Genomic DNA, 24,378 nt, shown 5'->3' with positions numbered 1-24,378 from the left:
GATCTGAACCTGCTGACGGGGCAAAAGCAAAACACCATGGTCGGTGGCGACATAGAGCAGCGCCTGCAAGCGCCGAACAGTTGGATCCGATCTAAGGACGTAAATCTATTCAAGATTGTTTGCAATACGCTCACCCGACTGGCAGGCATGAACACTCAACTCGCCGCGCATATTCATTAGCAAGCCCCGCCGCCGGGCAATGCTAATGCACTCAAATATACTCCTGCGAATCCAAGCTTTAAAAAATCAACTGGTAACGAAACAATCAACATCACTCTATCGATTACCTACAAGATAGAACCTCAATAGATGTATCAATCAGCTAGAATCTTACAATCGAACAATCAAATATCAACGCGAAAACTCCATCATGTACATCCATACAGCGACTACATCACCTTCATAATTAAAGCGAACTTATTATCAGCGTAAGCACAACCTGAATTCTTCCTGCTTCAATATTTTTAAAGTCGCGCCCTAACTTAGCCAAAAAGTGGTGCGTTATTCTTTCTCCGCTCAGGTTATAATCACCGTCCCTCATCAAATAAGATTTATTTAAATCAATCATTTTGCCCTTAGCATTTGCCACCGTGATCAATATGCCTTTGGCGCACCCCTCGCATCGGTCATTTTCCAGCCTTCCATCTGCTCGTATATTTTTCGACTGAAAATGGAAGCTGGCAACATCGTTGAACTCTTCGGCTGCGCTTTGGCTGCCACAACTCCCAAGCGTAAGATCAAATTTTTTTTCTACCATGCCGCCATCTACAAGGTGATAGGGGTTCACTCCTTCGAAGTCGACTGTTTTGTTAGCGTCAACCATTCGGCAGTCTGCTACCAGCAGTTTGGCGGTTGAATAAAATATATATTCCCCCCAAGTATCGCTAACGGTTATACCTTTCCAGTATGAGTAGATATAGCTACTTGGAGGTAGTCGCAGCTCATGCAACCCAGGGCCGAGGGAGGTTCTCGGCTTGGTTTTAATGAACTCCACTGCTTGATCCAATGAGACCGCGTACTGCCCACCTTTTCTTGGCTGAACCATGAAAACTTCGTCCCAATGGTCACATGGTATGGCTCTACCATAAGCCGATCTATATCGCACTCCAACTCCATCAATCGGCGTGCTGCAAATGACACCAGGCTCGCCTGTGCCAGGAACAATTTGTAGGCTAAAACCCAATTTTCCGTAAGGTTCCTCTTCAGCGCTACATTTCAGGGTACCCACCAGCGCTGCAGTTCCGAGAACACCTCCAACTTCTACCTCAGAAAAAGGACGCAGGTATCCAAGTTTGAAAGATATAGAGTTACTACCGAGCTTTGCTCCGGAATTACAATAATTATTTCGATAATCTGCACTTACAAAACCGGAATAGATCACACAAACAAAAAATATTACAAGATAGTCCCGAAAGAAACTGTAACCGCCTGAATAGCTAATCATGACTTTATCGCCTTAGTCGCTTGGAAAGCTCACCTCTTTAAATTCTATTTCACTCAAACCAGCCACGATCTAAGGCGATTCTTAAAAAGCACGTCTAAAGACAGATTTGCGGAGGCAGGACATACCTCGGGCAAGTTAAATTCTCACTGACTGATACGGCACCCTGAAAAAAAATGGAGCGCCCAAAAATTCGTATCTACCGACAAGATCGCAGTTACTTAATGACGGAGAGGTAGTAATGGGCGATAAACCTCCAGCTGCAAGCCTCCGCCCTCCGATGGAGACTTTTTAAAGCAGCCACCGGTGATAATCCCTATACGTATAAATTAGTAACCACACATAAATCGGATATAGAAAGCACTCCCCCACCCGCCGACGAGTTCTGCATCCACTTTTTTGCCCATCTCAAGATGGCGGCGCATACCGACTGCAGAGGCGGCGGGGCGTATGTCGCGAAACCCACCAAACACAAAATCCATGCAATGCGCAGCTCTGTGTTATTGCTTGAAAAGCAAGCCTCATCAAGTCTTGGTCCGATAGCGCTCTTTCAACATGGGGCGAATCTTCAGGCGATCTTCCGGCGCCCACTCCCACACGGTTTCCAGTTCTTCAGTGACGGTTTGCACACTGATTCCCGGAAGCAGGACGACGAAGGTATTCCTTTGCAGGCAGTGCAATTCTGCACGGCCTGCGCCAGGTGCATCCCCCTCTCTCTCCTGAAGGCTTTCATAGAAGGCCAGGGCCTCGACCACCGTGTGGAAATGCTCGACCGCATCCTGAAAGCCTGAAAGAGACAGCCTGTACGTCATGCCGACATCCTTATTCATTCCCACTATTTCGGGATCTGGAAAAGGCGGCTTTTTAGCAAAATACCCACAAACAGTATCTAAGACAGTTCTTATTTACACTCCCCTGCAGTCAACCACCAACGCCCTCCCGGAACATGCCCCGCCTTCCCCAAATCGCAAGGGGCTGAAACCCGTTGCCTGCGCCCATGAAAAAGCCGCGCATTGCGCGGCTTTTTCATGGTGCTGCCAGGCTGCGCTTATTTCTTGGGCAACGCGTAAGCAATCACGTAGTCGCCACGATCCGTCGACTGCCGCGCACCGCCAGCGGTGAGCAGGATGTACTGGCGACCTGTCTTGGGCGACACGTAGGTCATGGGGCCCGACTGGCTGCCCACGGGCAGGCGCGCCTTCCAGATCTCATTGCCATTGCCGGTATCGAAGGCCCGCAGGTAGAAATCCTGGGTACCGGCGAAGAACAGCAGGCCGGATTGGGTAGCCAGGGACGCGCCCAGGGTCGGCATGCCAATCGGGATCGGCAGGTGCATGCGGATCCCCAGCGGGCCGGTGTCCTGCACGGTACCCACCGGCACTTGCCACACCAGCTTGCGGGTCTTCAGGTCGATGGCCGACATGGTGCCGAACGGCGGCTTCTGGCAGGGAATGCCCGCCGCCGAGAGGAAGCGCTGGCGCATGGCGCCGAACGGCGTGCCTTCCTGAGGCACCACGCCCATCTCGATGCCACTGGCACCGGCGGCGATCTGGTCCCGGGGAATCATGTAGTTGGCCAGGCCCAGGCGCATGTCGTTGACGAACATGTAATTGCTGGTGGGGTCCACCGACACGCTGCCCCAGTTCATACCGCCCAGGGAGCCGGGAAACTGCAACGCATGATCCAGGCCCGGCGGGGTGTACACACCCTCATGGCGCATACCCTTGAACTGGATACGGCACATCAGCTGGTCGAAGGGAGTCGCGCCCCACATGTCGGACTCGGTCAGGGTCTGGTTGCCGATCGACGGCATTTCCACCGAGAACGGCTGGGTCGGCGAATACCGCTCGCCCGGCACATTGCCCTGGGGCACGGGGCGCTCTTCCACCCGGGCAATCGGCTTGCCGGTCTCACGGTTGAGCAGGAATATCTCGCCCTGCTTGGTGACCTGGGCCAGCGCCGGTTGCACACCGCCCTTGTCGTCCGGAATGTCGTACAGCAGCGGCTGTGCCGGCAGGTCGAAGTCCCAGAGGTCGTGATGGGTGGTCTGGAAGTGCCAGCGAACCTGGCCGGTCTTCACGTCGATGGCGACGATGGAGGAGTTCCACTTGTCGTCGAACTCGGTGCGCTGGCCGCCGAAGAAATCCGGGGTGGCGTTGCCAGTGGGCAGGTACACCAGGCCCAGCTTGGCGTCATAGGACATTGCCGACCAGACGTTGGGCGTGCCACGGGTGTAGGTTTCACCCGCCGGCGGGCGCTTGGTGGTGGCCGGGTTGCCCGGGTCCCAGGCCCACATCAGCTCGCCGCTGCGCACATCGAAAGCCCGAACCACGCCCGGCGGTTCGCCGGTGGAGAAGTTGTCCGCCACCCGGCCGCCGACGATCACCACGGTGCCCGCCACCAACGGTGTCGAAGTCTGCTGGTAGTAGCCCGGCTTGATCTCGCCCATGTCGGTTTTCAGATCGACCGTGCCCTGGTTGCCAAAGTCTTCACAGGGCTTGCCGGTTTCAGCGTTGATCGCGATCAGGCGCGCATCACCGGTCGGCAGGAACAGGCGCTTGGTGCAGGCCGCCGGAGCAGCAGGCGCCGAAGCATCGGCTACCGGGGTGGCAGAGGCGTCGAAATAACCCAGGCCGCGGCAGCGCTGCCAGTTTGGCGCGTAGCCCTGAGGGTCGAACTTCCAGCGCTCGGCGCCGGTGTCGGCGTCCAGGGCGAACACCTTGCCGTAGGCGGTGCAGGTGTAGACGGTATCGCCGATCTGCAGGGGTGTGTTCTGGTCTTCGGCACCAGCGCCGTTGCTTTCGGGCAGGTCACCGGTGCGGAAGGTCCAGGCCACCTGCAACTGGTCGATGTTGCCCTTGTTGATCTGGTCCAGTGCGGCGAAGCGGTTGCCCGCAGTGGTATTGCCCCAGTGGGCCCAGTCTTTCTGTTCCGTCCCGGGAGCCACCGGCTGGACCGCTGGCACCTTGTCCGCCTTGACCACATGGGTCGGCACGAACATGTAGGCCAGGGTCGCGACCACACCTATCCCCAACAGCCCAGCCAGGCCATAGGCACCGCGCCCGGCATGGGCTCCGGAGGCACGCACCAGGGTCGGGTAGATCAGCGCCACCACGAGGCCGATCACGGCGAAGGTCAGTACCCGCGAGACCAGCGGCCAGTATTCCAGGCCCGCATCCCAGACCGCCCAGATCGCCGTCAGCACCAGGGCCACCCCATACAGCCAGGCACCACGCGGGTTGCGCCGCGCGATCAACAGCCCGGACACCAGCATCGCCAGGCCCATCAACAGGAAATAGGCACTGCCGCCCAGGCTCAGGAGGTAACCCCCGCCTGCGGCCAGGCCCAGCCCGATCAGGGCAATCAGGATACCCAGCCCCCCGAGCAACCATTTGCTGCCGGCGGCAGCCCCCGTGTTTTTCATCTTAAAAACTCTCCCATCTTCAAAACCTGACGGCGAGAATGTACTAACCAGTTACTTATGACAATCTGTCGCAGGTCATTTGTTTCAAAAAAATTCCCGACTTGCAGAGCGTAGCTGTCGCTTGCGCCATGTTCTCCGGGAGCTGCGGCGGGTGTTCACGGGAGCCTGTAACATGTGCGCTCCCCCGATAGCCGTGCTGGAGCCCACCTTGTCCGATAGCCGCCCTCCCGTTCTTGACGAAGTCGACCGTCAATTGATCGCAGCCTTGCAGATCAACGCCCGCGAAAGCGTGGCGATGCTGGCCCGGCAGTTGGGTATCGCCCGCACCACCGTGACCTCGCGCCTGGCCCGCCTGGAAAAGACCCGGGTCATTACCGGATATGGCGTGCGCCTGGGGCAGCGGGTAGTCGATGGCGGCTTGCAGGCGTATGTCGGCATCAAGGTCCAGCCGCGCTCTGGCAAGGAAGTGCTGCGGCGCCTGAGCGGCATGGCGCAGGTCCAGCAACTGTGTGCGGTCAGCGGCGAATTCGACTATGTGGCCTGGCTGCGCACCGACTCACCGGAACAGCTGGACCAGTTGCTGGACCAGATCGGCAGCGTTGACGGCGTGGAGAAAACCACCACCTCGATCATCCTCAGCAGCAAGATCGATCGCGGGCACGCGCTGTAAGGCGCGCCCTGGCAATCAGTCAATCTGACGTACAAATTCGTCATAACGATAAATAACCGAGCATAACGACGACAGTTTGCGTCTTATTTACGTGTTTCACCCTCTCTAGAATGGCTGCCATCTTTTCCTATACTCAGCACTCTGCTGAGCCGCCCGCCAAGGTCAGCCATGAACAAGAACAATCGCCATCCTGCAGACGGTAAGAAGCCGATCACCATTTTCGGGCCGGACTTCCCTTTCGCCTTCGACGACTGGATCGAGCATCCTGCCGGCCTGGGCAGCATTCCCCAGGCACGGCACGGCACCGAAGTGGCGATTGTCGGCGCCGGTATCGCCGGCCTGGTGGCGGCCTACGAGCTGATGAAGCTGGGCCTCAAGCCAGTGGTCTATGAAGCCTCGAAAATGGGCGGCCGCCTGCGCTCCCAGGCCTTTGAGGGAGCCGAGGGGATCATCGCCGAGCTGGGTGGCATGCGCTTTCCGGTGTCGTCCACCGCCTTCTACCATTACGTCGACAAGCTCGGCCTTGAAACCAAGCCCTTTCCCAACCCGCTGACCCCGGCCTCGGGCAGTACCGTCATCGACCTCGAAGGCCAGACCCACTACGCCCAGAAACTCGCCGACCTGCCGGCGCTGTTCCAGGAAGTCGCCGATGCCTGGGCCGATGCCCTGGAAGATGGTTCGCGCTTCAGCGAAATCCAGCAGGCAATCCGTGACCGCGACGTGCCGCGCCTCAAGGAACTGTGGAACACCCTGGTGCCGCTGTGGGACGACCGCACCTTCTACGACTTCGTCGCCACCTCCAAGGCCTTCGCCAAGCTGTCGTTCCATCACCGTGAGGTGTTCGGCCAGGTGGGCTTCGGCACCGGCGGCTGGGATTCGGACTTCCCCAACTCGATGCTGGAAATCTTCCGCGTGGTCATGACCAACTGCGACGACCACCAGCACCTGGTCGTGGGCGGCGTCGAGCAGGTGCCCCTGGGCATCTGGCGCCACGTGCCGGAGCGTTGTGCCCACTGGCCGGCCGGTACCAGCCTCAGCTCGCTGCACCACGGCGCGCCGCGTACCGGGGTCAAGCGCATTGCCCGGGCTGCCGATGGCCGTTTCAGCGTCACCGACAACTGGGGCGACACCCGCGAATACGCCGCGGTGCTGACCACCTGCCAGAGCTGGCTGCTGACCACCCAGATCGAATGCGAGGAATCGCTGTTCTCGCAAAAGATGTGGATGGCCCTGGACCGCACCCGCTACATGCAGTCGTCGAAGACCTTCGTCATGGTCGACCGGCCGTTCTGGAAGGACAAGGATCCGGAAACCGGTCGCGACCTGATGAGCATGACCCTCACCGACCGCCTGACCCGCGGCACCTACCTGTTCGACAACGGCGACGACAAGCCGGGGGTGATCTGCCTGTCCTACTCGTGGATGAGCGATGCCCTGAAGATGCTCCCACAGCCGGTGGAAAAACGCGTGAAGCTGGCCCTGGATGCGCTGAAGAAGATCTACCCCAAGGTGGATATCGCCAGCCGTATCATCGGCGACCCAATCACCGTCTCCTGGGAGGCCGACCCGCATTTCCTCGGCGCCTTCAAGGGCGCGCTGCCGGGCCACTACCGCTACAACCAGCGGATGTACGCGCACTTCATGCAGGACGACATGCCCGCCGAGCAGCGCGGTATCTTCATCGCTGGTGACGATGTCTCCTGGACTCCGGCCTGGGTCGAGGGTGCGGTGCAGACCTCGCTGAACGCGGTGTGGGGGATCATGAAGCACTTCGGTGGCGCTACCCACGCCGAGAACCCGGGCCCGGGGGATGTGTTCCACGAGATCGGGCCGATTGCCCTGGCCGACTGAAACCGGCGGCCGGGCAGGCGCTCGTCCCCGCAGGCTTGCCCTGCCGGGATGTCGTACGAACCTGCGACAGCGGCTACAGTGGCCGGTCTGTCAGTGAGTGGAGTGAAGACCATGCGCGTCGCCCTGTATCAGTGCCCGCCACGGCCGCTGGATGTGGCCGGCAACCTGCAACGCCTGCATCAGGTGGCCATGGAGGCCACCGATGCCGATCTGTTGGTGCTGCCGGAGATGTTTCTCAGCGGCTACAACATCGGCCTGGAAGCGGTGGGCGCTCTGGCCGAGGCCCAGGACGGCCCTTCGGCCCAGCGCATCGCCGCCATCGCCCAGGCCGCCGGCACGGCGATCCTCTATGGCTACCCGGAGCGCAGTGTCGACGGCCAGATCTACAACGCCGTGCAGTTGATCGACGCCCAGGGGCAGCGCCTGTGCAACTACCGCAAGACCCATCTGTTCGGTGACCTCGACCATTCGATGTTCAGCGCCGGCGAAGATGACTTTCCGCTGGTGGAACTGGACGGCTGGAAACTCGGCTTTCTGATCTGCTACGACATCGAGTTCCCGGAGAATGCACGACGCCTGGCCCTGGCAGGCGCGGAGCTGATTCTGGTGCCGACCGCCAACATGATCCCCTACGACTTCGTCGCCGACGTGACGATCCGTGCCCGGGCCTTCGAGAACCAGTGCTACGTGGCCTATGCCAACTACTGTGGCCATGAAGAACAGATCCGCTATTGCGGCCAGAGCAGCATCGCCGCCCCCGACGGCAGCCGGATTGCCCTGGCCGGTCTCGACGAAGCCCTGATCATCGGCACCCTGGACCGCCAACTGATGGGCGAATCCCGGGCACTCAACCGCTACCTGTCCGATCGCCGCCCCGAGCTTTACGACGACCTGAGCAAGCGCTGATCCGGGGATATCCGCTAGCATGAGCGCTTCTCTGTTCTGGAAGTGCTCATGCCCGCGCCGAATCACCCTCTGCCCCCACTGGAAACCCTGGCCAACGGCCTGCGGGTTTCCCTGCGTCATGCTCCCCATTTGAAACGCTGCGCCGCGACATTGCGCGTCGCCGCCGGCAGCCACGATGTACCGCTGGCCTGGCCGGGCCTGGCGCACTTTCTGGAACACCTGCTGTTTCTCGGGACCGAGCGCTTTCCTGTCGAACAGGGGCTGATGGCCTATGTACGGGCCCAGGGCGGGCAACTGAACGCGCGAACCTGCGAACGTGCCACCGAGTTCTTTTTCGAGCTGCCGGCCAGCGCCTTTGCCGGTGGCCTGGAACGTCTGTGCGAGATGCTCGCTCAACCGCGCATGAGCCTGGAGGACCAACACCGGGAGCGGGAAGTCCTGCACGCGGAGTTCATCGCCTGGTCCCGGGATGCGACAGCGCAGCGTCAGTTCGCACTGTTTGACGGTCTTCATGCCGCGCACCCGCTAAGGGCCTTCCATGCCGGCAACCGCTACAGCCTGAACCTGCCCAATAACGCCTTCCAGCAGGCCTTGCAGCAGTTCCATCGCGAGTATTACCAGGCCGGGCAAATGGTCTTGAGCCTCGCCGGCCCGCAGCCACTGGAGGAGCTCCGAGCCCTGGCGGAACGCTACGGCAGTTGCCTGCCGAGCGGTCAACACCTTGAGCAGACAGCGCCTCCCGCCCTAATGGCCACGGGCAACCAGACTTACCAACAACTCAGCGGCCAGCGGCTGGACTTGCTGTTTGCTCTAGAGCGGCTGCCCGCGGGCGCTACTGCCGCTGTGGATTTTCTCTGCACCTGGCTGCAATCGGCCAAGCCCGGCGGGTTGCTGGCGGAACTCCAGCAGCGCCAACTGGCTCACAGCCTCAAGGCAACGCTCCTGTATGAGTTCGCCGGCCAGGCCCTGCTGCACCTGGAGTTCGATCTGACCAGCGTGGCGGCATCAGCCCCGGTTCAGGTACGCGAGCTGCTGACAGAGTGGCTGGGGTTCTTTAGTGCCCAGGCCGACTGGGCACCGTTGCGCGAAGAATATGCCTTGCTGCAACAGCGCCAGATCGAAGTTGCCAGCGCCCTGGAACTGTCCCGACGCGACAGCCGCCAAGCTGCCGATAGGCTGGATGAGTCGGGGCTGGCCGCCCTCAAGCAGGTGCTCAAGCAGTTGCAACCCCAGGCTGTGGAGCACTTCAGCCACGACTGGCGCCTGCCTCCTGCCAACCCCTTTCTGCGCAGCACGATCGAGGCACCACGGGCCGGGTTGATTCGTGGGCAGACCAGCGCTCATCGCGGGCTGCGCACCTTTGCCCAGGATCGCTCCCGGGGCCGCAAGGAAAGGTCGGCCCTGAGCTTCAGCCAGGCGCTGCCAGCAGATCCTTCTGGTAGCGCCCTGACTCTGCGCTGGCAACTGGCCTCGCCTGCCCCGATAGGCTTGCATGCCCGGTTGCTGCGCAGCCTGTCGACATTGCGCGACGATGCCCGCCAGGCCGGCGTAGAGCTGATTTTCACCTCTTGTGGCAAAGACTGGCTGCTGAAACTGCACGGTTTGCCGTCCCCCATGCCCGCAGTGCTACTGCAAGCATTGAAAGCCCTGGGACGACCTGCCGAGTCGTTCTGGCAGGAGCAGGCAAGCGTCAATGCTGAAGCGCCCCTGCTGCCGATCCGCCAATTGCTCAAGGCATTCAGCGAACAGCCACAGCCCGACAGCCAGGCCCAGCCCGACCCAGCGGCCTTGCAAGCACTCTGGGCCAGCGCTCGCTGGGACGGACTGGGCCTGGCGCTGCCAGCCGCCGTCCAGGAAGCCTTGAGCCGAACCCTGCAACAGATGCCCGGCACAGCGGACGCCACCCTCTGCCGGCCGGTGCCAGCAGGCACCGGCCAGCAGTGGCAGAACCTGCCCGGGAGTGCCGGTGAGCATGCCCTGCTGCTGTTCTATCCCGTGCCCAGCGCCAGCCTTGCCGATGAAGCCGCATGGCGCCTGCTCGGCCAGCTCTGCCAGACCCCGTTCTATCAGCGCCTGCGGGTGGAGCTGCAACTGGGTTATGGCGTCTTCAGTGCCGTTCGCCAGCGCAACGGCCGGACGGGTCTGTTGTTCGCCGTGCAATCCCCCGGCGCGACAGTCACCGAGATACTTCAGCACATCGCACAATTCCTTGAGCACCTGCCCGAACAACTCCAGGCACTCGACGAGCCCAGCTGGAATGATCAGCGACAGGCCCTGGCTCAACAGTTGCAGCCCGCGACCCTGCCCCTGGACCAGGCCATGGATTTGTTGTGGCAGGCAAAACTGGCCGGCCACTCGTCGGATTACCTGCCGCAGTTGCAAGGCTGCATAGAGGCCCTGACGCCCGCCATCGTGATCCAGGCCGCCCGCCAACTCAGAGAGGCTGCCGGCGGCTGCAGCGCGCTGGCCAACAGGTCGTGCCCGGGTGCACCCTGGCAAGTGGCAGAATGATCATTACCAGCGCTGCAATGAGCTTTCTTCAGAATTGCGGGCAACCTTCAGCGGGAATTTAGTAAGATAGCCTCCTAAGCATCTGAACATCTCCCGCCGGAGGTGGACTATATGTATAGGCAACACCCGTCCCACCCACCTCAAAGGAGCAATTTTATGACCTGGTCCAAACCTGCTTACACCGACCTGCGTATCGGCTTCGAAGTCACCATGTACTTCGCCAGCCGCTAATTTCTGCCTCTGGCCAGAAACGCAGCGCAACGCCTCGGCCCGTCCGGGGCGTTTTTATTTTCAGTTCTCCGTCCTTTTTTCAGTCTTGAGCCCAGGGAGCGTCCATGTTTGTCCAGATTCTAGGTTCCGCCGCCGGCGGTGGTTTTCCGCAGTGGAACTGCAACTGTGGGAACTGCGCCGGATTTCGCGACGGTAGCCTGCGGGCCCAGGCGCGCACTCAATCCTCCATCGCGATTTCCGATGACGGGATGAACTGGGTGCTGTGCAACGCCTCTCCGGATATCCGCGCGCAGTTGCAAAGCTTCGCCCCCATGCAACCGGGCCGCGCACTGCGGGACACCGGCATCGGCGCCATCATCCTCATGGACAGCCAGATCGACCACACCACCGGCCTGCTCAGCCTGCGTGAAGGCTGCCCGCACCAGGTCTGGTGCACCGACATGGTCCATGAAGACCTGAGCACCGGTTTCCCGCTGTTCAAGATGCTCAGCCACTGGAACGGCGGCCTGAGCTGGAACCGCATCGAGCTGGACCAGAGCTTCAGCATCCCCGCCTGCCCCAACCTGCGCTTCACGCCGCTGCCCCTGCGCAGCGCAGCGCCACCCTATTCGCCCCACCGTTTCGACCCGCACCCGGGGGACAACATCGGCCTGATCGTCGAAGACCTGCGCAGCGGCGGCAAACTCTTCTACGCGCCGGGCCTGGGCAAGGTCGACGCGCCACTCCTGGAGATCATGGCCGCCAGTGATGTGCTGCTGGTGGACGGCACCCTGTGGGAAGACGATGAAATGCAGCGTCGTGGCGTGGGCACCCGTACCGGCCGGGAAATGGGCCACCTGGCGCAGAACGGCCCCGGCGGCATGCTCGAAGTGCTGGAACAGTTGCCCCGCCAGCGCAAGGTGCTGATACATATCAACAACACCAACCCGATCCTCGATGAAGACTCCGCCGAACGTGCCGAACTGGTACGCCGAAAGGTGGAAGTGGCTTACGACGGAATGAGTATTGAGCTGTAGGGCGAATCGCCCACAAGCTCGCCCCACGAGCCTTGGCCCTTTTGCGTAGGAGCGGGCTTGCCCGCGAAAGGGCTGCCCCCCGGAGAACACACATGACCGACACCCCGCTGTCCGCCGCCGAATTCGAGCAGGCACTGCGCGCCAAAGGCGCCTACTACCACATCCATCACCCTTATCACGTGGCGATGTATGAAGGCCGGGCGACCCGCGAGCAGATCCAGGGCTGGGTCGCCAACCGGTTCTATTACCAGGTGAACATCCCCATGAAGGACGCGGCGATCCTCGCCAACTGTCCGGACCGGGAGATTCGCCGCGAATGGATCCAGCGCCTGCTGGACCATGACGGCGCCCCGGGCGAGGACGGCGGCATCGAGGCCTGGCTGCGCCTGGGCCAGGCCGTGGGCCTGGATCCGGACCAGTTGCGCTCCCAGGAACTGGTGCTGCCCGGTGTGCGCTTTGCCGTGGACGCCTATGTCAATTTTGCTCGCCGGGCCAGTTGGCAGGAGGCGGCCAGCAGCTCGCTGACCGAACTGTTCGCGCCGCAAATCCACCAGTCGCGCCTGGACAGCTGGCCCCAGCATTACCCATGGATCGACCCCACTGGCTACGAGTACTTCCGCACCCGCCTGGGCCAGGCCCGCCGCGATGTCGAGCACGGCCTGGCGATCACCCTGCAGCACTACACCACCCGTGCCGGCCAGGAACGCATGCTGGAAATTCTCCAGTTCAAACTGGACATCCTTTGGAGCATGCTCGACGCCATGAGCATGGCCTATGAACTGAACCGCCCGCCCTATCACAGCGTCACCGATCAGCGGGTCTGGCATAAGGGGATCACCCTATGAGTTTCGACCGCAGTAAAACCCCACGCTGGCGCCCCGGCTACCGCTTCCAGTATGAACCGGCGCAAAAGGGCCACGTCCTGCTGTACCCCGAGGGCATGATCAAGCTCAACGACAGTGCCGCCCTGATTGGCGGCCTGATCGATGGCGAACGTGACGTGGCGGCGATCATCAGCGAGCTGGAAATCCAGTTCCCGGGGGTGGCCGAGCTCGGTGAAGATATCGAGCAGTTCATGGAGGTCGCCCGTGCTCAGCACTGGATCGAACTCGCCTGAAGCGGCGGTTCTGCCCGGCAAACCGGAAGTTGGCCTGCCGCTGTGGCTGCTGGCCGAGCTGACCTACCGCTGCCCGCTGCAGTGCCCCTACTGCTCCAACCCCCTGGACTTCGCCGAGCAGGGCAAGGAGCTGAGCACCGAGCAGTGGATCAAGGTATTTCGCGAAGCGCGGGAAATGGGTGCAGCGCAGCTGGGTTTCTCCGGCGGCGAGCCGCTGGTGCGCCAGGACCTGGCCGAACTGATCGGCGAGGCGCGCAAGCTGGGCTTCTATACCAACCTGATCACCTCCGGCATCGGCCTCACCGAGCAGAAGATCAGCGACTTCAAGAAAGCCGGCCTGGACCATATCCAGATCAGCTTCCAGGCCAGCGACGAACAGGTGAACAACCTGCTGGCCGGTTCGAAAAAAGCCTTCGCGCAGAAGCTGGAAATGGCCCGTGCGGTCAAGGCCCATGGCTATCCGATGGTGCTGAACTTCGTCACCCACCGGCACAACATCGACAAGATCGACCGCATCATCGAGCTGTGCATCGCACTGGAAGCCGATTTCGTCGAGCTCGCCACCTGCCAGTTCTACGGCTGGGCCCAGCTCAACCGCGTGGGCCTGCTGCCGACCAAGGAGCAATTGGTGCGCGCCGAGCGCATCACCAACGAATACCGCGCCAGGCTGGAAGCCCAAGGGCATCCCTGCAAGCTGATCTTCGTCACTCCGGACTACTACGAGGAGCGCCCCAAGGCCTGCATGAACGGCTGGGGCAGCATCTTCCTCACCGTGACTCCGGACGGCACCGCACTGCCTTGCCACGGCGCGCGGCAGATGCCGGTGCAGTTCCCCAATGTGCGCGACCACAGCATGCAGCACATCTGGTACGACTCATTCGGTTTCAACCGCTTTCGCGGGTACGACTGGATGCCCGAACCCTGCCGCTCCTGCGACGAGAAGGAAAAGGACTTCGGCGGCTGCCGCTGCCAGGCCTTCATGCTCACCGGAGATGCCAGCAATGCCGATCCGGTGTGCAGCAAATCGCCACACCATGGGATGATCCTCCAGGCCCGTGAAGAATCTGAAACGGCCACCCACACCATCGAGCAACTGGCTTTTCGCAATGAACGAAACTCCCGCCTCATCGCCAAGGGTTGAGCCCTTCAGCGCCAGCCAGGCCACTACGGCCGGGGTCGATTTTGCCGAACTGCAACTGACGACCCACGGCCTGTTCTGGAATGAATATCGTCCCGAGGACGGCCGCTGCCGAATCTGGCAACGGCATCAGGGCCAGGCCCAGTGCCTGACGCCAACCGGCTTCAGCGTGCGCAGCAGGGTCTATGAATACGGTGGTGGCGCCTTCTGCCTCAGCGATGATGCCCTGCTGTTCGTCAACGAGGCGGACCAGCAGCTGTATCGCCAGCCCCTGGCCGGTGGAGCGCCCAGCGCCTTGACTCAAGGCACGTGCCGCTACGGTGACCTGCGATGCCACGCTGGCCAGGTGCTGGCCGTTGAGGAGTGTGCCGAACAACACCAACTGGTGAGCATTGACAGCATCACCGGTCAACGCCGGCTACTGGCTGCCGGGGCCGACTTCTATGCCGCTCCTACCCTCAGCCCCAATGGTCTGCGCCTGGCCTGGATCGAGTGGGACCGGCCCCATCAACCTTGGACCAGCACCCGCCTGATGCTTGCTGAGCGCCTGGGCAACGGGACCTGGGGGGATCCCCGCTGCGTGGCGGGCGATGGCGAGCCAGAGTCACTGCAACAGCCGCGCTTCGACCAGCACGATCATCTGTATTGTCTCAGCGATCGCGGCGGTTTCTGGCAACCCTGGACCGAGTCGAGCGATGGTTTGCGGCCGTTGCCCAGCACCGCCGCGGACCATGCCCCGGCGCCTTGGCAACTGGGAAGTTGCACCTGGCTGCCCCTGGGCGGCGATGCCTGGTTTGGCAGCTGGACCGAGCAGGGTTTTGGCCGCCTCGGGCTGCGTCAGGACGACGGTTTCCAGCAGGACTTTAGCGGCAACTACAGCCGCTTCCGCAGCCTGGCGCTGGACCAGCACTACCTGTACTGCATCGCGGCCTCGCCTGTCAGCCCCTCGGCCGTTATCGCCATAGACCGCAAGACCCGGCAGGTCCAAGTCCTGGCGGGAGGGATTGCCCCTCTGCCGGCGGAACGCATCAGCCGCCCGCAGACCCTGTGCTACCCCAGCGGCGACGGCCAGGCCCACGGTTTCTTCTACCCGGCGATGAACGGTGTCAACCGGCCGCCCCTGGTGGTATTCATCCACGGCGGCCCGACTTCGGCCTGTTACCCGATACTCGACCCGCGTATCCAGTTCTGGACCCAGCGCGGCTTTGCCGTGGCCGACCTGAACTACCGCGGCAGCACCGGATATGGCCGGGCCTATCGCCAGGCCCTGCACCTGCGCTGGGGCGAGGTGGATGTGCAAGACGCCTGCGCCGTGGTGGCCCACCTGGATGAGCAGGGGCTGATCGATCCGCAACAGGCATTCATACGCGGCGGCAGCTCGGGGGGCTACACCACCCTCTGCGCCCTGGCCTTCGCCAAGGTCTTCTGCGCCGGGGCCAGCCTCTACGGAGTCAGCGATCCGATCAGCCTGGCCCGCGCCACCCACAAGTTCGAAGGCGACTACCTGGACTGGCTGATCGGCGATCCTGAACGCGACAGCGAACGTTATCTGGCCCGTACTCCCCTGGCCCACGCCAGCAGCATCGGCGTGCCGGTGGTGTTTTTCCAGGGCGAGCAGGATGCGGTGGTGGTGCCCAAGCAGACCCGCGACATGCTCAAGGCGCTACAGGACCAGGGCATCGCCGCCGAGGCCCACTACTATCCCGATGAGCGCCACGGCTTTCGCAAGGCCAGCAACCAGGCCCACGCCCTGGAGCAGGAGTGGCGGTTTTACCGCCGAGTGCTGCAGGCACAGCACTGATCAGCTACTGCCCGTTCCCCTGGAACGGGCAGACCATCAGCGTTTGGCGATGATGTACACCGCATGCACGATCCCCGGAATGTAGCCGCACAGGGTCAGCAGGATGTTCAGCCAGAAAGCGCCGCCAAACCCCACTTGCAGGAAGACCCCCAGGGGCGGCAAGAGAATGGCGAAGATGATGCGGATCAAGTCCATGGGCAGCTCCTGATAACAATCGGCTCGAATGAGCCTTACCTGCAATCGACCTTGGCCATACGCCAGGGTTCAGGGCGATTCGAGGCCGCGCTGCCACTCGGGCGAGGATCTGGAGGCCATGTTCCTGCACCACGCTCAACAGCTTGAGGGCCATGGCGCCCGTACAACGAGCCGTTACTTGAAGGAGGTTGCAAGAACAAAGAAGGGGTTTGAAAAAGCTGGAGATAAAAAAACGCCCCGTGCGAAAAATCGGACACGGGGCGATGCGTTATACCGCGAGACGGTTCAGGAAGTCAGTCAACGTAAGGTCGCATGTGGCCCGGAAAGGTAATCCAGCACCCGGAACAGCGTGGGTGCCAGACCACTGCAATGCGGGATTCCGGCGAGAATCGCCTGTTGATCCTCGACGCTATCGGGCTCGGCGCTGTGTTCAGCGCTCAGCCAACCGTTGGGGCGCGCCTGCAAAAGTGCCTCGATGCTGTGCAAGTCGCTCTGCAACAGGCATTGCAAGCCGATGGCCCGCTCCTGCCAGATAAAGCCCTGGTGATCGCAGGCCGCCGAGCGATAGAGCGGCAACGCGCCCTTGGGCAGATCGAAGCTTTCGCCGTGCCAATGAAAGGCCATCAGACGTTCCGGCAAGGCCAGCCCCAGAGGCGAGTCCTGGGCATTGGGGTACTTTTCCACAGGCCACCAGCCAATCTCCCGCGCTGCACTGGGGCGAACCTGCGCCCCCAGCGCCTGCGCCAGGAGCTGGCCACCCAGGCCGATACCCAGCACGCGCTTGCCGGCAGACAGGGCCTTGCGCAACAGGCGTTTTTCCGCGGCCAGCCACGGAGTCTGGGCCTCGTCGTGCACACTCATGGGCCCACCCAGAGCGATCAGCAGGTCGAAACTGTCGAGCCGCGGCAAACGTGCCTGGGCGTACAGATGGCAGATGTGCACGGCGCTCGCCCGCTCCAGCAGCCACTGGTTGATCCGCCCCGGCCCGGAGGCAGGCGAATGTTGCAGGATCAGTACACGCATCAGACGGCCACTCCCTTGCGACAGTGCAATTGCGCCGTGCGCACCCGGGAAAAAGCCCGGGCCAGGCGCAGGAGCATCTCGTCGATATTGCCTTTGCTGACACTCAATGCCGGGGTAAAACGCAGGCAGTCCGGTTGCGGCGCGCTGAGCAGCAGGCCTTCATGCAAGGCAGCCTTGACCACCGCGTCGGCGGACTCATCCGCCAGGGTCATGCCCCAGAACAAACCCTGCCCCCGCACTTGGCCCTGTGCATACCGGCTCGCCAGGCGGGTCAGTCCCTGCCCCAGGTACTGGCCGTTATGGCGCGCCTGCTGGAGAAAGCCATGCTCCTGCAGGCTGTCCAGGACCGCCAGGCCGGCCGAGGTCATCAGCGCATTGCCATGGTGAGTGCCATCCAGCTCGCCCGCCTCGAAACAGCAGGCCTTGCCCCGTGCCAGCAACGCCGCCAGTGGCACGCCACCGCCGAGCCCCTTGCCCAGAGCGATGATGTCGGCACGCACGCCATACAGCTGTTCGGCCAGCAGGGTGCCGCAGCGGCCGATGCCAGTCTGGACCTCATCGAGAATCAGCAGGATGCCCAGTTCACGGCACAGGCGCTCGACACCCTTGAGGTAATGCTCGGTCGCCGGAATGACACCAGCCTCACTCTGGATCGGCTCCAGCATGATCGCCACGGTTTGCGCATCCACCGCCGCGTGCAAGGCCGGCAGATCGTTGAACGGCACCTGGCTGAAACCCGGCAGCCCGGGGCCGAACCGATTGCCCGGAGCGCCGCTGCCAGCCGCCGACAACGCAGCAAAGCCACGACCATGGCAGCTCTGGCTGGCGGTGATGATGCCAGCCGCGCCGCCACGATGCAGTTGCCCCCATTTACGCGCCAGCTTGATTGCGGCCTCGCAAGCTTCAGTGCCGCTGCTCAGCAGGTAGGCCTGGTCGCTGCCGGTGCTGCGGCACAGGCGATCGGCCAGCTTGAGCATGCCACGGTTGTAGAACCCGGAACCCGGGTTGATCAGCGACTGCGCCTGCTCGGCAAGCGCGGCGACCAGGACCGACGGGCTGTGGCCAAGACTGTTGGCGGCCCCGGCCTGGGTGAAATCCAGGTAAGTGCGGTCTTCACTGTCCCACAGCCAAGAGCCCTGGCCGCGCACGAAGACCGGCTGGGGGCGCTGCACACTGGGCATCAGGCACTCGTTGGAAAAGGCCGGGGCCGAAGCGTTTGCATAGGGCTCGGCGGCCAGATCTTCCAGGCTCGGCACAGTGCGGCGCAGGTTGAACAGATTCATGCCCGCAGGCCCTCCAGCGGCAGCCCCAGCAGGCGCGCGGACCAGTCTTCAACCCGGCCAGTACGCATGCGCTTGATAGCGATATCACGCCAGCGCGAGGAAAGCGCCGGGCAATCAATGAGGGTTTTCAAGCCAGCATGTTCCAGAGGTTCCTGGAAAAAACAGCGCAGGGCCCAGGCCACGGTGAGGCCGGGGTAACTGCGCTGAATCAGTTCAAAAGGTTCATCCGCTTGTACGAAACCTGGCTTGAGGACCCGGTAAAACCAGCCGCAACGACCATTGTCCTGGGCCTGTTGCGGCAGATTGGCCAGGCCCCAGCGATGGCTCAGGCGATAGCAGGGCGAACGCGGTTGGCTGACCTGCAATAGCGCACCGCCCCAGCGAAACAGATCTCCCAGGCACACCTGTTCTTCGGTGAGGCCATGGGTGGACAGGTTTTCACCGAAGGCCGGCGCGCACCAGGCGAACTGTGGGTAACGTTTGCGCCAGTGGTCATAGTGTTCAGCGGGGTAATGATGCAAGGCGCGCTCGGGACCGGTGTGAAAGCGCGGATCGCCGTGCTCATCGCTGCCCAGGCCTTGTGGCCACAACCAGAGTCGGTTGGCAACCGGGTACTTGTCGGTGTCGCAGACCAGACCCTGGCCGAGATTTTTTGCCTTGCCTATGTAAACACCATCGACGCAAACGGTATTCATCGCCCTTCGTGGCCCTGTAAGCCTTGTGAATAGGCGCTAGACTAGGCCTCTCAGGGGCTTCGGGCCATTTCGTTTTTTAAGCTTTTTCGATAAGAAATACTTATGGATTTTAAGCAACTGCGTTATTTCGTCGCGGTGTATGAAGAAGGTCATGTGGGACGTGCCGCCGAACGGCTGTCGATCTCGCAACCGGCGCTTTCCCAGCAGATCCGCCAGCTGGAACAGAACCTCGACGTCAGCCTGTTCGAGCGCAGCAGTAAACGCCTGTTGCCGACACTGGCGGCGCATACGCTGTACAACCACGCCCTGCCCCTGCTCGACGGCTTGCAACAGGCCCGCGAAGCCTTGCGCAACTTCAAGGGCCAGGCGCTGCGCACCTTGGCGATCGGCGTACTGCAAACCGTGCATACCAGCCTGGTGCCGCAGATGCTTGAGCGTGTACGCAAGGCCCAGCCCCATCTTGTGGTGCAGATCTATGAATTGACCGGCCTGGAGATCGAAAGGCGCCTGCTCAATGGCTCGCTGGATATCGGCATCAGCTACTTGCCGCCACGCCAGCCAGGTCTGCATGGGGTACCGCTGTACGAAGATGAACTGACCCTGGTCATCCCGGAGCAGCATCCGCTGCGCGAGTTCAAGAAGGTCTCCATGAGCCAGGCAGCAGAGTTGCCGATGCTGTTGTTGGGAGAGGAGTTCCAGATCCGCCAGATCTGGCAGGCTCAACTGGCCAATCTGGGGCGGCGCCCGCAGGTGCAGGCGGAGCTGAACAACATGGCCGGGATTCTCGACAGCCTGCCCCATACACGGCTGGCCACCGTGCTTCCCGGGCGCTCCCAACAGCAGCACGGCAACAAGGAACTGTTGTGGAAACCGCTGAGCGAGCCCAGGGTGCCGCTAAAGGTGGGGTTGGTCTGCCGGGATCTGCAGCGTCAGCAAGGGACGCTGGAGCTGCTGCGCAGTTTGTTGGAAGACTCGATGAATGCGCAGGAACCGCGCCTGGGGGGAACTTCCGCCGTTGAGGTGCCGGGATAAGCCCGCCAAAATAAAAAACCCGGACAAAAGAAAACCCCGCCGAAGCGGGGCTTTGCAGACTGTTTCCCTGACATCCTTTTCACTCCACCATCCTGGCGGAATCCTACGTGTCCGTGTTGTTGCTTTGCGCTTCCTGCGCGACGTCCATGTGAAGTAGATTAGCTTCAGCCGTCATCTACCGATATGGACGATCAGCAGCACGTTATGTAAGAGATGACTTACAAACGCCCTTGCTGGTTAAAACTGCTCAGCCTGCAACAGGAACAGCGATTCGCTACCGGCCTTGACCGAGGCGCTAAGCGAGTGGATACGCGGCAGCAGGCGGGCGAAGTAGAACCGCGCCGTCCCCAGTTTGCTGGCATAGAAGTCATCTTCCTGCTCCTTGCCCAACGCAGCCTTGGCCATCAGTGCCCACATGTAGGCGTAGGCGGTGTAGCCAAATACCTGCAGGTATTCCACCGACGCTGCCCCGATTTCGTTGGGGTTGCTGGCGGACCGGTCCAATACCCAGGCGGTCAGCTCATCCAGATTGTCCAGCGCCGCGTTCAGCGGGCGGGTGAACTCCCCCCATTGCTCATCCGCCGTAGCGGTGAAATGGCGGATCTCGTCGGCGAACAGCTTATAGAACGCACCGCCGCTCCCGACGATCTTGCGTCCCACCAGATCCAGAGCCTGGATACCGTTGGTGCCCTCGTAGATCTGGGTAATCCGTACATCGCGCACCAGTTGTTCCTGGCCCCACTCACGGATATAGCCATGGCCGCCGAAGATCTGCTGGCCATGAACCGTGGTTTCCAGACCCAGGTCGGTCAGGAAAGCCTTGGCCACCGGGGTCAGCAATGCCACCAGGCTTTCCGCGCGCTTGCGGGTATCCGGATCTTCGCTGAACTTGGCGGTATCCAACTGCATCGCCACGTAGGTGGAAAATGCCCGGCCGCCTTCGTTTGCAGCCTTCATGGTCAGCAGCATGCGCCGCACATCCGGGTGCACAATGATCGGGTCGGCTACCTTGTCCTTGGCTTGCGGGCCGGTAGGCGAGCGGCTCTGCAGGCGATCACGGGCATATTCAATAGCGTTCTGGTAGGAACGCTCGCCAGTGGCCAGCCCCTGGATACCTACCCCCAAACGCTCGTAGTTCATCATGGTGAACATGGCCGCCAGGCCCTTGTTCGGTTCACCCACCAGGTAACCGATGGCCTGATCGAAGTTCATCACGCACGTGGCCGAAGCCTGGATGCCCATCTTGTGCTCGATCGAACCACAGGTCACCGGGTTGCGCTCGCCCAGGCTGCCATCGGCATTGACCATGAACTTGGGCACCAGGAACAGGGAAATACCCTTGGGACCAGCCGGCGCATCCGGCAGCTTGGCCAGCACCAGGTGAATGATGTTTTCCGTCAGGTCGTGCTCACCACCGGTAATGAAGATCTTGGTTCCGCTGATGGCATAGGAACCGTCGGCCCGAGGCTCGGCCTTGGTGCGGATAATCCCCAGATCGGTACCGGCATGGGGCTCGGTCAGGCACATGGAGCCTGCCCAGACACCGGCATACATGTTCGGCAGGTAGGTGGCTTTCAGCTCTTCGCTGGCATGGGCGTTGATCGACAGGCAGGCCCCGGCAGTCAGCATCGGGTACAGGCCAAAGGCCAGGCTCGCGGAGTTGACCATTTCCTCGACCTGGGCCGATACCGCCTTGGGCATGCCCATGCCGCCGAACTCGGGATCGCCACCCACACCGACCCAACCACCTTCGGCGTAGGTCTGATAGGCCTGTGGAAAACCTTCAGGGGTGGTCACCACGGTGTTGTCCCAGTGGCAACCTTCCTCGTCGGCACCGCGACTCAGCGGAGCGATGCTTCTGGCGGTGACTTTGCCCGCTTCCTCCAGAATCGCCTCGACCGTCTCGACATCCACAGTCTCAGCCAGAGCCGGCAACTGGGCCCAGAGTTTGGCGACCTCGAAAACTTCATTGAGGACGAAGCGCATATCGCGCAAGGGCGCTTTGTAGTCAGCCATGGCAAACCTCGCAAGAACTAAAAAAGCGGGCCGAAACGGACCCATTTAGAAAACCAGAGTGTACCCGAACAACTTTTGCGACACATAGGGTCAACTAGTGACCTTTATGTAATTTTTAGTCACAGATATTCCCAAGCACGAAAAAACCCGCAGCAGCGGGCTTTGTTCGTGCCGCCCTAGCAGTTACAAGGCGAACAACTGCGCGGGAAGCTTCATCAGGCAATCACTGCCGGCCTCGATGGCCGCCCGATGAGCCCCCGTACGGGGCAGCAGGCGCTTGAAATAGAACTCGCAGGTGATCAGCTTGGCGGTGGCGAAGTCCTGGTCGCCCTGCCCGGCGTCCAGTTGCTGCTGGGCGACCAGAGCCATGCGCAACCAGAAATAGGCCAGGACGATGTAGCCGCTGTACATCAGGTAATCCAAGGCCGCGGCCCCCACTTCGTCGGGGTTGTTCATGGCTGCCATGCCGACCTTGGTGGTCAACTCGCCCCACTGACGGTTCAAGGCATCGAGTTGCGCGACATAAGCCTGGAGCTGCGGATGCTCGGCATGCGCGCTGCAGAACTTGTGCACAATCCGGGTAAAGCCCAGCAGCAGCTTGCCCTGGCTGCCCAGCACCTTGCGGCCCAGCAGGTCCAGGGCCTGGATGCCATTGGTACCTTCATAGATCGGAGCAATGCGGCAATCACGTACCAACTGCTCCATGCCCCATTCGCGAATAAACCCATGACCGCCGAACACCTGCATGCCGTGGTTGGTCACTTCCAGCCCGGTCTCGGTCATGAAGGCCTTGCAGATCGGGGTGAGGAACGCCAGGAGGTTCTCGGCGTCCTGGCGCTGGGCTTCATCGCGGCTCAGATGCGCCACATCCAGCAACTGGGCGGTGAAGTAGGCCAGGGCCCGGTTGCCTTCGTTGAACGCCTTCATGGTCAGCAGCATGCGCCGCACATCAGGGTGGACGATGATCGGGTCCGCCGCCTTGTCCGGAGACTTGGGGCCGGTCAGCGACCGCATCTGCAAACGATCGTTGGCGTATCTGATCGCCCCCTGGAAGCTGGTTTCACCCAGACACAGGCCCTGCATTCCGGTCCCCAGGCGGGCGTGGTTCATCATGGTGAACATGCAGTTCAGGCCTTTGTTGGCCTGACCAATCAGAAAGCCCCTGGCACCGTCGAAGTTCAGTACACAGGTCGCGGACGCCTTGATCCCCATCTTGTGCTCGATGGAGCCGCAGCTCACGCCATTGCGCTCGCCGGCCTCACCTGCCGCATCCGGCAGGAACTTGGGCACGATGAACAGCGAAATACCCTTGGTTCCGGCCGGCGCGTCCGGCAGCTTGGCCAACACCAGGTGAACGATGTTCTCGCTCATGTCGTGCTCGCCGGCGGAGATGAAGATCTTGCTCCCCGTCACCGCATAGCTGCCGTCTGCCTGGGGCACCGCGCGAGTCTTGATGATGCCAAGATCAGTGCCGCAATGGGCTTCGGTCAGGCACATGGTGCCGGTCCATTGCCCGGCGGTGAGCTTGCCCAGGTACAACTGCTTCTGTTCCGCGCTGCCATGGGCATGAATAGCCGACATGGCACCGTGGGTCAGGCCCGGGTACATGCCCCAGGAGGTGTTGCTGGAGCCCACCATCTCGCTGATCACCAGCCCCAGCGAGTGGGGCAGTCCCTGGCCGCCATAGGCCGGATCGGCGGCCAACCCGTGCCAGCCGCCTTCAACGTACTGGGCGAAGGCCTGCTTGAAGCCCTTGGGCGTGGTGACCACGCCGTTATCAAAGTGGCAACCTTCCTCGTCACCGGAACGGTTCAACGGGGCCAGGACGTTTTCGCAGAATTTCGCGCCTTCCTCGAGGATGGCACTGACCATGTCCGGGCTGGCGTCAGTGGCCCCCAACGCCGCGTAACTGGCATGAAAGTCGAAGACGTGATCGATCAGAAAGCGCATGTCGCGCAAGGGGGCTTGATACTCGGGCATGGTGGTTTCTCCGGCAGCAGATCAGACCAACCTACTGCCGCCGCCCTC

20 protein-coding genes are annotated in these 24,378 nt (G+C 61.7%); 11 read left to right on the top strand and 9 right to left on the bottom strand.

Annotated elements, in window-relative coordinates; translation table 11 throughout:
- Window positions 1–406: 406 nt before the first annotated feature.
- From AC07R1_RS14005 to AC07R1_RS13995, 3 genes are all read right to left on the bottom strand, one after another.
- Window positions 407–1,444, bottom strand: coding sequence for a hypothetical protein (locus AC07R1_RS14005; protein ID WP_011063842.1), 1,038 nt, complete (start codon window positions 1,442–1,444; stop codon window positions 407–409).
- 521 nt (window positions 1,445–1,965) lie between these two features.
- Entirely contained in the window at window positions 1,966–2,271 is a 306-nt protein-coding gene (locus AC07R1_RS14000; protein WP_170866334.1) for a hypothetical protein, read from the bottom strand.
- A gap of 218 nt (window positions 2,272–2,489) precedes the next feature.
- Window positions 2,490–4,865, bottom strand: a complete 2,376-nt coding sequence (locus AC07R1_RS13995; protein WP_019094517.1) for a glucose/quinate/shikimate family membrane-bound PQQ-dependent dehydrogenase — start codon at window positions 4,863–4,865, stop codon at window positions 2,490–2,492.
- A gap of 208 nt (window positions 4,866–5,073) precedes the next feature.
- On the opposite strand from AC07R1_RS13995, the gene AC07R1_RS13990 reads away from it, so the two are divergent.
- The 10 genes from AC07R1_RS13990 to AC07R1_RS13945 all read left to right on the top strand — a co-directional run bounded on the left by AC07R1_RS13990 (window position 5,074) and on the right by AC07R1_RS13945 (window position 16,106).
- Window positions 5,074–5,535 carry an Lrp/AsnC family transcriptional regulator gene (locus AC07R1_RS13990; protein ID WP_011063845.1) on the top strand — a complete coding sequence of 154 codons (462 nt, stop codon included), beginning with the start codon at window positions 5,074–5,076 and terminating at the stop codon, window positions 5,533–5,535.
- A gap of 168 nt (window positions 5,536–5,703) precedes the next feature.
- Window positions 5,704–7,386, top strand: a complete 1,683-nt coding sequence (locus AC07R1_RS13985; RefSeq protein ID WP_011063846.1) for a flavin monoamine oxidase family protein — start codon at window positions 5,704–5,706, stop codon at window positions 7,384–7,386.
- 111 nt (window positions 7,387–7,497) lie between these two features.
- Entirely contained in the window at window positions 7,498–8,292 is a 795-nt protein-coding gene (locus AC07R1_RS13980) for a carbon-nitrogen hydrolase family protein (protein WP_011063847.1), read from the top strand.
- 48 nt (window positions 8,293–8,340) lie between these two features.
- Window positions 8,341–10,803, top strand: coding sequence for a pyrroloquinoline quinone biosynthesis protein PqqF (gene pqqF, locus AC07R1_RS13975; RefSeq protein ID WP_495110617.1), 2,463 nt, complete (start codon window positions 8,341–8,343; stop codon window positions 10,801–10,803).
- A gap of 156 nt (window positions 10,804–10,959) precedes the next feature.
- Window positions 10,960–11,034: a pyrroloquinoline quinone precursor peptide PqqA gene (gene pqqA / locus AC07R1_RS13970; RefSeq protein WP_003194766.1), complete on the top strand. Its 75-nt coding sequence runs from the start codon at window positions 10,960–10,962 to the stop codon at window positions 11,032–11,034.
- A 104-nt stretch (window positions 11,035–11,138) separates the two neighbouring features.
- Window positions 11,139–12,050: a pyrroloquinoline quinone biosynthesis protein PqqB gene (pqqB, locus tag AC07R1_RS13965; RefSeq protein ID WP_495110616.1), complete on the top strand. Its 912-nt coding sequence runs from the start codon at window positions 11,139–11,141 to the stop codon at window positions 12,048–12,050.
- A gap of 92 nt (window positions 12,051–12,142) precedes the next feature.
- Entirely contained in the window at window positions 12,143–12,895 is a 753-nt protein-coding gene (gene pqqC / locus AC07R1_RS13960; RefSeq protein ID WP_011063850.1) for a pyrroloquinoline-quinone synthase PqqC, read from the top strand.
- The gene (gene pqqD / locus AC07R1_RS13955; protein WP_011063851.1) at window positions 12,892–13,167 is read left to right on the top strand and encodes a pyrroloquinoline quinone biosynthesis peptide chaperone PqqD; all 276 of its coding nucleotides are present in this window, start codon (window positions 12,892–12,894) and stop codon (window positions 13,165–13,167) included. The genes pqqC and pqqD overlap by 4 nt, the downstream gene beginning before the upstream one ends.
- Complete coding sequence (gene pqqE / locus AC07R1_RS13950; protein WP_346624736.1) at window positions 13,139–14,308, top strand: pyrroloquinoline quinone biosynthesis protein PqqE; 1,170 nt, start codon at window positions 13,139–13,141, stop codon at window positions 14,306–14,308. Before pqqD ends, pqqE begins: the two co-directional genes overlap by 29 nt.
- Window positions 14,274–16,106 carry a S9 family peptidase gene (locus AC07R1_RS13945; RefSeq protein WP_258611245.1) on the top strand — a complete coding sequence of 611 codons (1,833 nt, stop codon included), beginning with the start codon at window positions 14,274–14,276 and terminating at the stop codon, window positions 16,104–16,106. Before pqqE ends, AC07R1_RS13945 begins: the two co-directional genes overlap by 35 nt.
- A 36-nt stretch (window positions 16,107–16,142) precedes the next feature.
- Here the strand turns inward: AC07R1_RS13945 and AC07R1_RS13940 are convergent, their stop codons facing one another.
- From AC07R1_RS13940 to AC07R1_RS13925, 4 genes are all read right to left on the bottom strand, one after another.
- Window positions 16,143–16,301 (bottom strand): YqaE/Pmp3 family membrane protein, encoded by a 159-nt coding sequence (locus AC07R1_RS13940; protein WP_011063854.1) that lies wholly within the window; start codon window positions 16,299–16,301, stop codon window positions 16,143–16,145.
- Between the two features lie 297 nt (window positions 16,302–16,598).
- Window positions 16,599–17,324 carry a type 1 glutamine amidotransferase gene (locus AC07R1_RS13935; protein ID WP_011063855.1) on the bottom strand — a complete coding sequence of 242 codons (726 nt, stop codon included), beginning with the start codon at window positions 17,322–17,324 and terminating at the stop codon, window positions 16,599–16,601.
- Complete coding sequence (locus AC07R1_RS13930) at window positions 17,324–18,607, bottom strand: aspartate aminotransferase family protein (protein ID WP_495110615.1); 1,284 nt, start codon at window positions 18,605–18,607, stop codon at window positions 17,324–17,326. Before AC07R1_RS13930 ends, AC07R1_RS13935 begins: the two co-directional genes overlap by 1 nt.
- Window positions 18,604–19,302 carry an MOSC domain-containing protein gene (locus AC07R1_RS13925; RefSeq protein WP_019094526.1) on the bottom strand — a complete coding sequence of 233 codons (699 nt, stop codon included), beginning with the start codon at window positions 19,300–19,302 and terminating at the stop codon, window positions 18,604–18,606. The genes AC07R1_RS13930 and AC07R1_RS13925 overlap by 4 nt, the downstream gene beginning before the upstream one ends.
- 102 nt (window positions 19,303–19,404) lie before the next feature.
- Between AC07R1_RS13925 and AC07R1_RS13920 the strand changes: the two genes are divergently transcribed.
- A complete protein-coding gene (locus AC07R1_RS13920) occupies window positions 19,405–20,334 on the top strand; it encodes a LysR family transcriptional regulator (RefSeq protein WP_011063858.1) in 930 nt (309 codons plus the stop codon).
- 237 nt (window positions 20,335–20,571) lie between these two features.
- Here AC07R1_RS13920 and AC07R1_RS13915 read toward each other — a convergent pair whose 3' ends face one another.
- Together AC07R1_RS13915 and AC07R1_RS13910 are read right to left on the bottom strand one after the other, a co-directional pair.
- A complete protein-coding gene (locus tag AC07R1_RS13915) occupies window positions 20,572–22,350 on the bottom strand; it encodes an acyl-CoA dehydrogenase C-terminal domain-containing protein (RefSeq protein ID WP_019094528.1) in 1,779 nt (592 codons plus the stop codon).
- Window positions 22,351–22,533: 183 nt separating this feature from the next.
- Window positions 22,534–24,330 (bottom strand): acyl-CoA dehydrogenase C-terminal domain-containing protein, encoded by a 1,797-nt coding sequence (locus AC07R1_RS13910; RefSeq protein ID WP_011063860.1) that lies wholly within the window; start codon window positions 24,328–24,330, stop codon window positions 22,534–22,536.
- Between the last annotated feature and the right edge of the window lie 48 nt (window positions 24,331–24,378).

The organism is Pseudomonas sp. GW821-FHT07F01 (genome assembly GCF_059418825.1).
The sequence above is the reverse complement of the archived record's forward strand: the minus strand, read 5'-3'. Positions and strand labels throughout refer to the sequence as shown.

Excerpts from the sequence above, each read along its gene's own strand:
- AC07R1_RS13985 (WP_011063846.1), top strand. The coding sequence starts at position 5,704 with ATGAACAAGAACAATCGCCATCCTGCAGACGGTAAGAAGCCGATCACC.
- AC07R1_RS13980 (WP_011063847.1), top strand. The coding sequence starts at position 7,498 with ATGCGCGTCGCCCTGTATCAGTGCCCGCCACGGCCGCTGGATGTGGCC.
- pqqF (WP_495110617.1), top strand. The coding sequence starts at position 8,341 with ATGCCCGCGCCGAATCACCCTCTGCCCCCACTGGAAACCCTGGCCAAC.
- AC07R1_RS13910 (WP_011063860.1), bottom strand. The coding sequence starts at position 24,330 with ATGCCCGAGTATCAAGCCCCCTTGCGCGACATGCGCTTTCTGATCGAT.
- AC07R1_RS13995 (WP_019094517.1), bottom strand. The coding sequence starts at position 4,865 with ATGAAAAACACGGGGGCTGCCGCCGGCAGCAAATGGTTGCTCGGGGGG.
- AC07R1_RS13945 (WP_258611245.1), top strand. The coding sequence starts at position 14,274 with ATGAACGAAACTCCCGCCTCATCGCCAAGGGTTGAGCCCTTCAGCGCC.
- pqqC (WP_011063850.1), top strand. The coding sequence starts at position 12,143 with ATGACCGACACCCCGCTGTCCGCCGCCGAATTCGAGCAGGCACTGCGC.
- pqqB (WP_495110616.1), top strand. The coding sequence starts at position 11,139 with ATGTTTGTCCAGATTCTAGGTTCCGCCGCCGGCGGTGGTTTTCCGCAG.
- AC07R1_RS13930 (WP_495110615.1), bottom strand. The coding sequence starts at position 18,607 with ATGAATCTGTTCAACCTGCGCCGCACTGTGCCGAGCCTGGAAGATCTG.
- pqqD (WP_011063851.1), top strand. The coding sequence starts at position 12,892 with ATGAGTTTCGACCGCAGTAAAACCCCACGCTGGCGCCCCGGCTACCGC.
- AC07R1_RS13935 (WP_011063855.1), bottom strand. The coding sequence starts at position 17,324 with ATGCGTGTACTGATCCTGCAACATTCGCCTGCCTCCGGGCCGGGGCGG.
- AC07R1_RS14000 (WP_170866334.1), bottom strand. The coding sequence starts at position 2,271 with ATGAATAAGGATGTCGGCATGACGTACAGGCTGTCTCTTTCAGGCTTT.
- AC07R1_RS13920 (WP_011063858.1), top strand. The coding sequence starts at position 19,405 with ATGGATTTTAAGCAACTGCGTTATTTCGTCGCGGTGTATGAAGAAGGT.
- AC07R1_RS13940 (WP_011063854.1), bottom strand. The coding sequence starts at position 16,301 with ATGGACTTGATCCGCATCATCTTCGCCATTCTCTTGCCGCCCCTGGGG.
- AC07R1_RS13915 (WP_019094528.1), bottom strand. The coding sequence starts at position 22,350 with ATGGCTGACTACAAAGCGCCCTTGCGCGATATGCGCTTCGTCCTCAAT.
- AC07R1_RS14005 (WP_011063842.1), bottom strand. The coding sequence starts at position 1,444 with ATGATTAGCTATTCAGGCGGTTACAGTTTCTTTCGGGACTATCTTGTA.
- AC07R1_RS13925 (WP_019094526.1), bottom strand. The coding sequence starts at position 19,302 with ATGAATACCGTTTGCGTCGATGGTGTTTACATAGGCAAGGCAAAAAAT.